7 protein-coding genes are annotated in these 14460 nt (G+C 33.9%); 6 read left to right on the top strand and 1 reads right to left on the bottom strand.

The window, feature by feature from the left end:
* Positions 1-16 precede the first annotated feature (16 nt).
* The 5 genes from OZP07_RS10085 (at position 17) to OZP07_RS10065 (ending at position 10979) form a co-directional block, all read left to right on the top strand.
* Positions 17-3385 carry a SusC/RagA family TonB-linked outer membrane protein gene (locus OZP07_RS10085; protein ID WP_281638256.1) on the top strand — a complete coding sequence of 1123 codons (3369 nt, stop codon included), beginning with the start codon at positions 17-19 and terminating at the stop codon, positions 3383-3385.
* Between the two features lie 10 nt (positions 3386-3395).
* Positions 3396-4760: a RagB/SusD family nutrient uptake outer membrane protein gene (locus tag OZP07_RS10080; protein ID WP_281638255.1), complete on the top strand. Its 1365-nt coding sequence runs from the start codon at positions 3396-3398 to the stop codon at positions 4758-4760.
* A 63-nt stretch (positions 4761-4823) separates the two neighbouring features.
* Complete coding sequence (locus OZP07_RS10075) at positions 4824-5801, top strand: ABC transporter ATP-binding protein (RefSeq protein ID WP_194643876.1); 978 nt, start codon at positions 4824-4826, stop codon at positions 5799-5801.
* A complete protein-coding gene (locus OZP07_RS10070; RefSeq protein ID WP_281638254.1) occupies positions 5785-8052 on the top strand; it encodes a Gldg family protein in 2268 nt (755 codons plus the stop codon). Before OZP07_RS10075 ends, OZP07_RS10070 begins: the two co-directional genes overlap by 17 nt.
* 113 nt (positions 8053-8165) lie before the next feature.
* Positions 8166-10979, top strand: a complete 2814-nt coding sequence (locus tag OZP07_RS10065) for a M16 family metallopeptidase (RefSeq protein WP_281638253.1) — start codon at positions 8166-8168, stop codon at positions 10977-10979.
* A gap of 348 nt (positions 10980-11327) precedes the next feature.
* Here OZP07_RS10065 and OZP07_RS10060 read toward each other — a convergent pair whose 3' ends face one another.
* The gene (locus tag OZP07_RS10060) at positions 11328-12230 is read right to left on the bottom strand and encodes a phospholipase A (RefSeq protein WP_194643871.1); all 903 of its coding nucleotides are present in this window, start codon (positions 12228-12230) and stop codon (positions 11328-11330) included.
* 1432 nt (positions 12231-13662) lie between these two features.
* Here OZP07_RS10060 and OZP07_RS10055 point away from each other — a divergent pair.
* Positions 13663-14259 (top strand): hypothetical protein, encoded by a 597-nt coding sequence (locus OZP07_RS10055; protein ID WP_281635791.1) that lies wholly within the window; start codon positions 13663-13665, stop codon positions 14257-14259.
* Positions 14260-14460: the final 201 nt, after the last annotated feature.

Genomic DNA, 14460 nt, shown 5'->3' with positions numbered 1-14460 from the left:
AAAAACAAGCAAATTTATGAAATTACGCTGTAAAACAACCATGTTTGATAAGGAAAAGAAATCCTCTTTATTTCATTTATCAAAAAAAACAATTATGATCATGCGAATCAGCCTCTTCCACATTTTCTTACTGACCTGCGGTACTCATATGATCCTTGCAACCGAAATGAACGGTCAGAACTTAGAATCTATATCTGTTGATATCGAACTTCATAATCAAGATATTAAAACTTTATTTAAAAAAATAGAAAGTAAAACAGGATTACTTTTTGCTTATCAGCCACAAACTATAAAAGATTTTCCAAAAGTAACAACACCAAGAGGCTCCAGAAGTGTCAGTGATATTTTGAATACTGTTTTTCAAGGCAGCAATTTAGTCTATAAACAAGTAGATAAAAGTATAGTCATTTACAAAAAAGAAAACGAAAGTAAACCAGCAAAAGTAAATCGAATCTTAACAGGGATAATAACCGATCAAGCCGGAATGCCTCTATCGGGAGTTACACTTTCCATTCCTGGTACCAATCTTGTTGAAATAAGTGACTACGACGGACAATTTTCATTTGAAATTCCAGATGGAAAGGTTACCATAAAAGTGTCGTACGTAGGATACAAAACACGTGAAATTGCAATTGAAGACCAAACAAAGCTCACAATTAAAATGACATCCGATTTATCCAAATTAGATGAAGTTGTAGTTATAGGTTATGGTACTACCACTAAGAGATCTTCAACAGGTTCCGTAGTAAAGATAACCTCAGAAGATATTAAAAAACAACCAGTTACAAATATCCTCCAAACCTTGCAAGGAAGAGCTCCTGGAGTATTTGTAACACAAACTTCTGGTTATGCCGGCAGTGATATCAATATTAGTATCCGTGGGAGAAACTCAGTTGACGATTACAACATACCTCTTTATATAATTGATGGTATTCCATATATTGGAAGTGATCTTAAGGGGCAGGCACAAGAGATAAAAAATTATGTCATTAAAGGTGCTCAAAAAAATACCAGTCCATTAAACATCCTGAATCCAAATGATATTGCAAGTATCGAAATCCTTAAAGACGCTGATGCAACAGCAATCTATGGTTCAAGAGGTGCAAATGGTGTAGTGCTCATCACTACCAAAAAAGGATCATCAGGCAAGACAGAATTTACCATCAATACTAATTCTGGAATTTCAGAAGTAGCTAATAGAGTAAAAACATTAGATACAGCTGCTTATCGTAATATGCTGCAAACAGCTTTGACAAATGCTAAAGCGAATCCAAGTAATTCCAGTACGGGTATTGCTTTGACAGATTGGGATCCAAATGCTCAGATAAACTGGCAAGATGAGTTAATAGGAGGAACTGCTAATTTTAATGATTTCTCTGCAAGTTTAAAAGGGGGAAATGAAACAACTAACTTTCTGTTAAGCGGTGCTTATCATAAAGAAACTACTGTTTTACCGAATGATTTTGGATACAACAAATTCTCTACCAACTTTAATATTAATCATACTACTCTAAATAAAAAATTAAAATTAGAAGCTACAGTTATGTTTGCTACTGATAAAAACAAGCTTCCTTTTTTCGACATTACTAATTATGCTATTACAACTGCACCAAATCACCCCATTTATAATGCAGACGGCACTTTTTACTGGGCTGCTACTTATTTTAGTGACATTAATCCATTAGCAGCTTTAGGTAAAAGGGTAGAAGACAAAGGAAGTAATTTAATTACCAGTTTTAATATTAATTACAAAATAGCAAAAGGATTGTCTTTTAAAACAGATTTTGGATATGGTTTTACCGAAATGCTTTCAAAACAGACATTGCCAGCTACTGCAAGTAATTATGCTTATTACAACCTGAATAAACTCAGCCTTAACACCTTACGTTCTTATACAGTTTCGAACAATAATGCCAGTAATTTTACTATCGACCCACAATTGAATTATGTAACTTCTTTATGGAAAGGAAACCTGACTGCTTTGGCTGGGATGTCATACCAAGACAGTAAATCAGAAATGCCTTCATATGTATCCACATCTGGTTATAGTTCTGATAATCTTATCGGGTTTACGGGTACAGCTGCAACAGTAACTTCTAATAATGGTTCTTTAGAATATAAATATGTATCAATGTTTAGCCGCTTGAATTATAACATAGCAAGTAAATATATTTTGAATGCAAATTTTAGAAGAGATGGTTCTTCAAAGTTTGGACCTAATAATAAGTACGGAAATTTTGGTTCTGTAGCTGCCGCCTGGGTATTTTCTGAAGAAGATTTCATAAAAAAGGATACATGGTTAAGCTTTGGTAAACTTCGTACCAGTTATGGAGAAGTGGGCAGTGATGGTACTCTCAATTATGGATTTTTAGATACCTTTAGTGCTGCCACCTATGGAAACGGTAATGCTTCTTTGTCAGCGACAAGACTAGCGAATCCTAATTATCAATGGCAAGTGTCGAAAAAATTTGAGACGGCAGTGGATTTAAATTTCTTAGACGATAAAATTTCATTTACCGCAGCTTTCTACAGAAATATAACCGGCAATCAATTAGTTGGCTACCCAATAAGTGCTCAGTCTGGATTTACTTCTTACGCTGAAAATATGGGAGCAAAAGTTGAAAATAAAGGATGGGAATTTACGCTTACTACAAACAATGTTAATACTAAAAACCTAAATTGGAGCAGCTCATTTAATATTTCAACCAATTCCAATAAGTTACTAGCATTTCCAGGCATAGAATATACTTCTTATTATAGCCAATATGTTGCTGGAAAACCATTAAACAGTATGTATATATACAAGTATACTGGTATACAAAATGGAATTCCTCAATTTGAAGATGCTAATGGAGATGGAAAAATTAGTACAGGACTAGCGGCTACCGGTGCGGGAGACAGACAATATTTAGGAGCAACAACCCCAAAATATTACGGAGGAATATCAAATTCAATCAGTTATAAATCATTTTCTTTTGATTTTCTATTCCAATTTGTAAAACAAACCGGAAGAACTTTAATGACTTCAATAGGAATACAGCCCGGTTATCCGTATGGTTTGGCTAATTTTCAGACTGATGAATACAATGATTATATAGCCCAGGGAAATACCTTAAGTTCTAATTACCTGCCTAGCTATCTTAATTACTTAGGTTCAGATGCTACTATAGTAGATGCATCTTACATCAAACTTAAAAACGTAAGTGCTTCTTATATCATTCCTTTAGATCAAAACATGCAAAAAGTAATTAAAAATCTGCGTGTATCCCTGCAAGGGCAAAATTTAGTAACCTTCACTAAATATAAAGGATTTGATCCTGAATCTCCAGGTTTAGTTTTACCTCCAATGCGTACCATAACTTTTGGAACTCAGTTAACCTTTTAAACCTAAAAACATGAAAAATAATTTTATAAAACACACTTATATATTTTCGTTTTTTCTTTTGATAGGATTAACGAGCTGCGATAATTTACTAGAAGTTGATGTTCCTTCAGAGCAATTATCTGCCCAAACCGTATATGCTTCAGAACCTACAGCAGAAGCAGCTGTTAACGGAATTTACCAAAGTATGGTAAAGATAAGCTACTATAATTCTTTAAATATTGTTCTTGGACAAACTTCAGACGAATTCATACCAAAGACATTACTTAGCAGCGTTTATACTACCAATGAGATTATAGATACTGATTCATCTATAAGTACGATGTGGACAGAATTCTACAAAACCATTTTTAATGCCAATAACGTTATTGAAGGTATTAGTGGAAGCACGACACTCACTCCTGCTAAAAGCAAGGAATGGATTGCTGAAGCTAAGTTTTTAAGAGCCTATAACTATTTTTATATGACTAATCTTTGGGGCGACATCCCTTTAGTACTAAGCACAAATAAAGATATATCTGCACTGGCGCCGCGTAATACGCAAGCTGAAGTTTACAATCAGATTATTAAGGACTTAGAAGAGGCATCAGCTGACCTTCCTGCAAATTATGATAACTATACGGCACTACGTATCAGAGCAACAAAATGGGCTGCTCAAGCCCTGTTAGCAAGAGTCAATCTTTATTTAGGAAAATGGACCGAAGCATCAGCAAACGCAACTGTTGTAATCAACGAAACCGGAACTTACAAGATGATTACCGGTCTCTCAAGTACTAATAGTCCTTTTATTGCAGATAATAAAGAAGCTATTTTACAAATACCTTATTTTAATTTTACTTATAGTTATGAAGGTTCAGTATTATTTACAACAACTGGTACTTACATGCTTAGAAATGGAAATACCCTTTTTGAGACTGGTGATGATCGAAAAACAAAATGGACAGGTACAACAACAGTAAGCGGAGTGACGTATGTAATTCCAATAAAATATAAAAATGCTTATACTGCCACCCCTGTAGAACGGTCAACTATACTTCGATTGGCTGAACTTTATTTAATTAGAGCCGAAGCCAGAGCAAAATTAAATGATATTACTGGGGCTCAGCAGGACATTAATGTTATCCGAAACAGAGCTTTACTGCCTTCAACTGCTTTAACAGATCCTGCTCAACTATTAGATTTAATTTCTCTGGAAAGACAACGCGAACTTTTTGCAGAAAATGGACACAGATGGCTAGATTTAAAAAGAACTGGAAAAATTGACCAGGTTCTTAGTACTACAGCTGGAAAAATATGGTCCTCTACAGACAGCCTATATCCAATCCCGGAATCGGCCAGACGTTCAAATCCTTTCTTAACTCAAAATCAAGGATATTAAATAATAAATTACGCAAGAATGTATTTTTAGTAAAAATACGTTCTTGCAATTTTATAAAACACTATGGAAACAACAACAATTGTAAGAGTTGAGGACTTGTCGCATCAATACAGTAAGGATTGGGCAATACAAAATATAAGTTTTGAAATAAAAGAAAATAAAATCTTAGGTTTATTAGGATCAAACGGAGCAGGGAAATCAACCACAATGAACATTCTTTGCGGCGTTTTAAACCAGACTCATGGTAATATATTTATTGACGGTATTAATCTGAAGGAAAACCCTGTAGAAGCTAAAAAGCTAATTGGTTTTTTACCACAAACACCGCCTTTACACTTAGATTTAACAGTAAATGAATATTTAATTCACTGCGCAGAATTGCGTCATGTTAAAAAAGAAGATTTAAAAGATGCTTTAGAGAAAGCCAAAGAACAATGCGGAATTTCTCATTTCAGCAACCGTTTAATCCGAAATCTTTCTGGCGGATACCGTCAGCGTGTAGGTATCGCGCAAGCAATTATTCATGAACCTAAACTGGTAGTTTTAGATGAACCGACCAACGGATTGGATCCTAACCAGATTTTAGAAGTTAGAAAATTAATCAAAAAAATATCTAAAGATAAAGCGGTTATTTTCTCTTCACACATTTTGTCTGAAGTTCAGGCTACTTGTCAGGAAATCAGAATGATTGAAAACGGACACATGGTTTTTGCAGATTCTCTGGAAGCTTTCAATAATTATATCGAAGCAGATAAACTAACAGCCAGTTTTGAAAATCCTCCGGCAATTAATGCTTTAACTGATATTCCTGAAGTTACGCAGGCTGTATATCTTTCTTCTAAAAAAGTACAGATTACTTTTACCGGAACGCAGGAAGTTGCTGAAAAAATCATTTCCCTAAGTGTATCCAACAATTGGAAATTACGTGAGATTCAATTCGAAAAAATATCACTTGATGAAATTTTTGCTCAGTTATCAAAAAAAGCACCTTCTAAAAACGCTATCCTTCTTAAAAAACAAACAAATGAAAACAATATTTAGAATTGCTAAAACAGAACTTAACACTATGTTTTACTCCCCTGTCGCATGGGTGGTTTTGGTAATATTTTCGATCCAGTCAAGCTGGAAATTCTTCGACTTAATTGAGCGTTTTGAAAAATCGCAGAAATTAGGGAATGGTATGGATAATTTGTCGCAAGTTGTTTTTTCAGGGTTCAGCGGTTTGTATACCGAAATGCAGAATTACCTATACCTGTATGTTCCCTTATTAACAATGGGTTTAATAAGCCGTGAAATCAACAGCGGTTCTATAAAACTGCTGCTTTCATCACCCATAAAAATTAAAGACATCGTATTAGGAAAGTATCTTGCCATTGCTGCTTACTGTTTCCTGTTTGTGTCCATATTAGGATTACAGGTTATTATTGCTTATTTCTCTATCGATAATTTAGATTTAAAATTCGCTATATCAGGTCTTATTGGATTGTATTTACTGGTTTGCACCTACGCCGCCATTGGACTTTTTATGTCTTGTCTTACTTCATATCAGGTCGTTGCCGCCATTAGTACTCTAGTTGTTTTAGCAGGGTTGAATTTTATTGGCAAATTATGGCAGGATATTGCGTTTGTAAAAGACATAACCTATTTCCTTTCTATCGCCGGCCGTGCCAACGAAATACTGGAAGGCCTTATTATCAGTAAAGATGTATTTTACTTTGTATTGGTAAGCAGTCTTTTCATAGTATTAAGTATCTATAAATTACAAACTGGAAGAGATGCCCAAACCACTTCCAAAAGAGTTTTAAAATATACTTTGCTAATCACTATTGTATTATCGCTTGGATATGTAACCTCAAGAGCTCCTCTGACACTTTATAAAGATATGTCCAGAACCAAAAGCAGAACGCTAACCAAGAACAGTTTGGAAATCGTTGAAAAAATTGAAGGACCAGTAAAGATAACTACCTATGTAAACCTACTAGATTTATATTATTTTATGGCAATGCCTGCTTCTCAAAATCAGGATATTGCCAGCTTCGAACAATATACCCGTTTTTTGCCCCAAACTCAAATGGAATATGTATACTACTATGACACTTCAACAAATACAGCATTATATGCCCAAAACCCAGGACTGAATGACAAACAGCTTGCCGAAAAAATGATCGAGACACAAGGCATCAAACTCGACAAGTTATATTCGCCTGCAGAAATTAAAAAAATCATTGACTTAGGTCCAGAGCAAAACCGCGTAGTAAGAACGGTAGAATACAATGGAAAGAAAACATTTTTAAGAATGTATGATGACCTGTTTAAAATGCCGATGGAAAAAGAAATCTCTGCAGCCTTAAAACGTTTAGTGGTTCCTGCTCCAAAAATTGTTTTTTCAACTGGAAACATGGAACGCAGCGTTGACAAAACAGGAGATAAAAACTACAAAACAGGATTTAACGAAATTACCTTCAGATATTCTCTAATCAATCAGGGATTTGATGTTTCTTCTGTAGATATTAATGCACAGAATATTCCGGATCAGACCAATATTTTAATTATTGCAGACCCAAAAACAGAATTAAGCCAAGGAGCTATAGACCGTATTTCAAAGTACATTGATCAGGGAAAAAATCTAATGATTTTAGCAGAGCCAGAAACAAATTCGACACTGGCTGCAATTACGGATAAATTAGGAATTACCTTTACAAAACAAGCATTAGTTCAAGAAAGCGAAACCAATTCTCCTGATTATTTAGTAACTGAATTTCAGAAAAATATTGACCCCAATGTAATTAAATTCACCCCTAATCCGAATAATAATCCTATTCCGTTTTTAGGAAGCTGCGGCATAAAAACCATTAAAAATGAAGGTTTTAAAGTAACTCCTCTTTTAAAAACAAACAATCAGCCAGCTTGGGAATCACAGACAGGTATAACATCAGTTTCACCAGAACTGAAAAAACAGCCTTCAGTAACAACGATTCCTCTAGCTGCAGCACTAACTAGAAATATCAATGGAAAATTGCAAAAAATAATTGTGGCTGGTGATGCTGATTTTATGGGAAATGCCGAATTAGGCCGAGGCGGTTCAGGAACATTTCAGTTCGTAACCGATATTTTCAGCTGGTTTAGCAATTATCAATTTCCTATTGATACGACACGTCCGGAAAACATTGATAAAAAGCTGACGATAACAGCCAATCAGGTCTTTATCTGTAAAATTGTCTTCATCGGACTGTTTCCTTTATTGATTATATTAAGCGGTGCATTTATTCTAATCAGAAGAAACAGAAGATAAAAAACCTTCCTTTTGGTGTCGTTGGAAATCATATTTAATTTATTTTTTGCCCCCAATCAAAAAAATACCCTAATTGACTTTTTAACGGCATCAATTGGATAAAAAACAAAAAAATGAATAAAAAAAATATACTATTTGGGATTCTGCTGCTGTCTTTTCACGGTGCATTTTCTCAATTCAAAACCACAATCCCTCTTAATAAAAATGTCACAACAGGCCAGCTTAAAAACGGATTGACGTACTACATTTTACACAACAAAGAACCTAAAGACCGAGCAAGTTTTTACTTTGTTCAAAATGTTGGGGCAATATTAGAAGATGACAATCAAAACGGACTGGCACATTTTCTGGAGCACATGGCATTTAATGGAACGGAACATTTTAAAGGCAAAGGCATTATTAAAATGCTGGAAAAAAACGGGGTAAGTTTTGGAAAAGATATCAACGCTTATACTGCTCAGGACGAAACCGTTTACAACATTAGCAATGTTCCCGTAACCAATGAGACATTAATCGATTCTACTCTTTGGGTTTTGCATGACTGGTCCGGATCACTTTCCTTAACAGATGCGGAAATTGATGCGGAAAGAGGAGTAATCAGGGAAGAATGGAGAACCAGAAGAACAAGTGGTTTCCGTTTAAAAAGCCAGACAGACCAAGTTTTGTATAAAGGATCAAAATACAGTAAACGTGATGTTATCGGCGATCTGAACATCATCAATAATTTTAAATATGCAGAACTTAGAAACTATTACAAAAAATGGTACAGACCAGATTTGCAAGCAGTAATCGTTGTTGGTGATATTGATGTGAAAGTATTGGAACAAAAAGTCAAAACAATATTCTCAGGTATTCCGCTTTCAAAAAAAGCAGCTGTGAGAACATATACAGAAATCCCGAAACACGATGAATTGTATTTTGTAACCGCAGCCGATAAAGAAGCTTCATCAACATCAATTACTTTACAATATATTCAGGATGAACCTTTGATAAAAGACAGTATCGTTACACGTAAGAACGTAATGAATTCTCTTTATACCAGCATTTTAAATAATCGTTTTAAGGAATTACTCTTAAAAAATCAAGGTTCGAGTTTGAATTTAAAAACATATTTTGGACCAATTTCAAGACTAAATACTTCGTTTAATATTACGGCGCTATCAAAAAAAGGAAAAGTACTCGAAGCTTTTGAAGAAGCTTACACAGAAGCGGAACGTTTGAGACGTTTTGGAGCTGTACAGGCAGAATTAGACCAGACAAAAAAGCTTTTTATCAGTTCGTATGATGATTTTCTGAGCAATAAAGATAAAGTCGATAATGATAGCTGGGCAGACAAATTGACTAATTATTTTCTCAAAGCAAAACCCTCACTTTCACCCGAAGATGATTATAAACTCGTTGTGGGCATTATCAAAAGTATGACTTTAGAAGAGCTGAACGCTTACGCGAAAACTATTCAAAAACCAACCAATCAGGTGGTTTTGGTAACAGGATCTGATCAGGATAAAAATGATTTTCCGACTAAAGAAGCTGTTGAAAATGTGATGAAAAAGACTGAAAGCATGACTTTAGTACCTTACACCAAAAAAGAAAATAACACGCCTTTAATAGAAAAAGAATTAAAACCTGCCGCTATTAAAAAAACATTTGATGCAGCTGGCATAAAAGATGCAAAAGGATATGTTCTTGAAAATGATGCGAAAGTAATTGTGCTTCCAACAACATATTCTCAAGATCAGATTGTTTTCTCTGCTTTTTCAAAAGGCGGTAAATCTTTGGTCAAAACAGAAGATCTGGCGTCGGCCGAAATTGCTGCAACACTGGCAAGATCCTCCGGACTCGGTAATTTTGACAACATTGGTTTAAAAGAAAAACTAACCGGAAAAGTGGCGCAGTCTGCCCCTTTTATTGGTGAAAACACACAAGGCTTTCAGGGAAGTTCAAACAAAGCCGATTTTGAAACCATGCTGCAATTGCTTTATCTCTCTTTTGAAGCACCACGCTTTGATGCGAACATCTTTAATATTCTAAAAGAGCAATATAAAAATCGTTTAGAAACCATCAAAAAAGATAATGGAAGCGCTTTTAAAGATGCTGTTGATTTAGCAAATTCAAATAATAACCCAAGAACTTTTTTATTCAACGATAAATTTCTAGAAACGATTGATCTGAAAAAAGCGGAAAACATATACCGCGACCGATTTAAAAACACAGCTGACTTCACGTTTATTTTTGTCGGGAATATTCCAGAATCCGGATTAGAATTAATTCAGAAATACATTGGAAACCTAAAATCAAATCCAGCTCTAAAAGAAAATTTTGCTGATCATCATATTGAACCCAAAAAAGGAAAGACAGTGGTGCATTTCACCCGTCCAATGGAAGTTCCTAAGACAACTGTTTATTTAAACCTAACAGGCAAAACGGAGTACAGTAAAGAAAATGCTATGAGCATGTACATTATCGGCGAATTATTATCGAAGCGTTTTTTACAGACCATCCGCGAAGAAGAAGGCGGTAGTTATGGCGTAAACGTTGGCGGAACTTTAGAACAGATTCCTACACCAACTTTTAGCCTTGCACTGACTTTTGACTGTAATCCTGAAAAACAGGAAAAATTAATGGAAATTATCAGGAAAGAATTAAATGATTTAAAAACGATTCCGGTTAATGCGAATGATCTGGAAGACATCAAAAAAGCACTTTTAAAAAACAGGGAAGAATCGCTTAAAACCAATTCATTTTGGAATAGTACAATTTATAACAACAGCTTAAATCAAATTCCGTTTTTACAGGATGAAGAATATAAAAATTTAATTTCTAAAATTAATCAGAAAACTATTCAGCAGTTTAGTAAGCAGGTTTTGGATAGTTCCAGCAGTGTTGAAGTAATTATGAATCCTGAAGTTAATCTGGAGAGTAAATAAATTTGAATACTTTTTTTTATATTTAATTAGTCATTAAAGGTTGTCTTTTCGGACAGCCTTTTTTGTTTACTAAAAAAAAGTGCAGTAAGAGCCTATTTAAGTTTTATTTATTGGCTCTCTTATGATGATTTTTGGTTACAACTTCGTTAAATTTTCATACAATAGCTCTGCTATTTTATAAAAATTTGCCTTGTTTCACTCAAAAATCCTCTAATAATAAATCTCAAAAATAAAATTTAAACAGGCTCTAAAAGTAAAATTAATTCAAAGTTTAACAGTAAAATATTTTTCAGGTTTAAAGCTTAAAACTACATTTTTCCAAGCAGCATTCTTCAACATTTTATCATTTTATAAAGTTCCCGCAAATACAATCCCAATTCCTGCAATGGTATGAATCTGATTATAATCAATCATTGCATCGCCATATCCGTGAAAAAACTGACCATACCCTTTTAAGTTTCCATATATAGGAAAAGCCCAATCAAACTCAATACTGCCATGATTATTGTCACCAAATCGCAAAGAATGCTGTGCTTTTAATGTCAGCAAATGTTTTTTTAGTCTATAGTTAAAGGCGGCATCAGCTCTGCCCATATAATTTTCGACATCGGGATTTTCATTAGTTTCCATTGCAAACCATGTTCTGATAAGCAAGCTCCAATTTTTATCTTCAAAACCCGATTGCAGGATAAATCGGTTCCAGCTTCTCGTAAATTTATGCCCTTCTCTTCCATTTGACTGATGGTTAAATCCAAAGCCAAGCATCTTTAGTTTTAAAAAATTAATTGTGACAGGATAGTTAAAAATAATCTCGGGTTCATAATTGGTTTCCCTAAATGGTCTTGAGTATTCTACATTATAAACCTGCCAATACGATTTTTGAGTATAGCCCAACCATAAAGCTCCTTCACCAAAGATTCTTTGCGCTAATTTGGTCTTGAAACTAAACTGCATGGCAGCTTCTACATTTTGTAACTGAACTTCCTCAGCTGCAGGAATATCATCCGGAGCTACTTCAAACGGAACTTCTCTTCTATGGCTGGAAAACCGGAACGGCATAATATAAATTGGCTTATATGCGGTAAACAAAAAGGTCTCACTTGTACTGTCTGGTTCTAATTCCCACATTTTTGAAAGAGTTTGATACGAATCCTGTTTCTTAAAAATAGACGAAGACTGCCCCCATAAAGAAGAACTTAATACTAAAAACAGAATCAAAAGCGGTGCTATTTTTTTTGAATAATTTTTCATAATATTTCAATTAATTGTGTGTCATTTTTTATTGTCAGAAGACTGCAACTTTATATGTTTATTTTAAAACAGCATTCATTATTTATTATTATAGGGTTTTGATTATTTTTTTCCACTTTTGTAAATAGGATATATTAATGATGTAAATCAATTATTGTATTGCCAGTAATAGGGATTTATATTTAATTAAAGTTAATTTTTTTTTTGCAAATAATTTGTATTCCTTTTTATGACTGCCCGCAAATAATACCATGTGTTTTTTCGCCACTGATTACACAGATTCTCACAGATTTCAGTACTATTTTTTAAAATCAGTGGCTAATTCGATCTGTTTGGTATTAGTTAAGAATAGTCATATTCATTTTAACAGTAATTTACAGCTATAGAAATCACACTAATTGATAAACTTTTTTGACTAAAAAATGAAGAGCTGGTAAGAGCCCGTTTCAGTTTTATTTATTGGCTCTCTTATGACGATTTTTGGCTGCAATTTCGTTAAATTTTTACAGAACAGCACTGCTATTTTATAAAAATCTGTCTCGTTTCACTCAAAAATCCTCTAATAATAAATCTCAAAATAAAATTTAAACAGACTCTAAATATATCAACCAAACCACTACGGACTGAAAGTCCATAGATTTGGTTAGGCAGACTGAAAGCAAGGTTGGATTGCGAAAATTGATGAAATTTTGCCACAAATTCACAGATAAAAAAATGATTTTAAAATCTGTGAATCTGTGACAAAAACTTTTTTTGAAGCTAAAGCAAGATGCACTGAAAGTGCATAGTTTTAAACCCTATTTGAAACCAATAAAACCTGCCTCCGCCGTCGCAAGCATAAGGTATCATTGGGCTGGTGCGAGTGTCACACTGCAAGGTTGGATCGCGGAAATTGATGAAATTTCGCCACAGATTCACAGATAAAAAATGATTTTAAAATCTGTGAATCTGTGGCGAAAACTTTTTTAGAAGCTAAAGCGAGATACACTGAAAGCTCTTCACTCCACCTCCATTACTGAGGCTGTTTCACTACATACAGCACCATCCGCCATTCTTTTGAACTTTGATACTGTAAGCCTTGTGAGTATTGCTCACTTGTGCCGTTCTCTTGATATTTCATAAGGACTTCCTAAGTTCCATATAAAAGCCTAAATAAGAGTCATTCCTTCTTTATTGCGTTTGTCTTATACCCAGTAAGCGTCCCAAAACAATAATGATATATACCTATGTAAACAGTACATCGCTGAAAAAAATCATAAACCCTTTCGATATGTAAGAAATAATTTTAAATTTGTGCAAAGCGAATAAAAATAAAACGCATAAATTAAACTAAAAACATGCGCATAACATACCAATTGAGAATAAAAGGAGTTGGCTTTATTCGTGTATATAATAGTTACCAGCAATTTTACTAAAAATAAGAAATAATACGATGAGAAAACAAAAATTAATTTTTAAATTATTAACTTCAATTATTCTATTTTCATCTTGCTCAAAAAGTGATGATAATCCAATAAATAACATTCCAACAAATAGTGGAAAACTAATTGTAAACGGTATAGAAAAAAATCTAACAAAAGGATTTATAAAACCAAATTATACTGGTACTGACGTGACTTATGACAAGAGAAGCTTTTATCTTATTTTGACAAATGACGAGGTAACAATTCAAAATAATAATTTCATTTATTCAGACAAAATAACCCAGCTAATAGATTTTAATATGTATTGTTCAAGTCTAAATCCTGGAAGCGTTCAATACACAACATACAATGTCAAAAATTCCCATACTAATGTGAATTTTAATGATCCATTTATTGACCATACCGGCATAAATACAAATGTTGTGATTAAAAATGGAGCATTAGTTTCGAGGACTTCTCTAAGTTCTGATGATATGACAAGTGGACAAACAAGCATTTCATATAATAATGGAATTTATACAATCAATTTTTCTTTTTCAAATGCACAAAATACTATTACAGGAACATATACAGGAACTCTAACAACCCTAAATTATCAATATTAACAAAGCAAAACAAAAAAACTACTGGTAACACTTGCTACAAGAGATTTGGGTATTTGGCTTAATTTAAAAATGGTCTTGTATTTGGGAAGTTTAGGCAAATCCGAAAATAAGGCTTAATTTAATCCCAAACCTCTTGTAGCAAGGGGACGTTGGGAGTAATTGGCAGTAGACTACGGAGTTTCTTGCACAATAAATTTTCGG

The organism is Flavobacterium marginilacus (genome assembly GCF_026870155.1).
Taxonomy (GTDB): domain Bacteria; phylum Bacteroidota; class Bacteroidia; order Flavobacteriales; family Flavobacteriaceae; genus Flavobacterium; species Flavobacterium marginilacus.
Note: the sequence above shows the minus strand (reverse complement) of the source record. Positions and strands in the feature narration are given on the sequence as shown.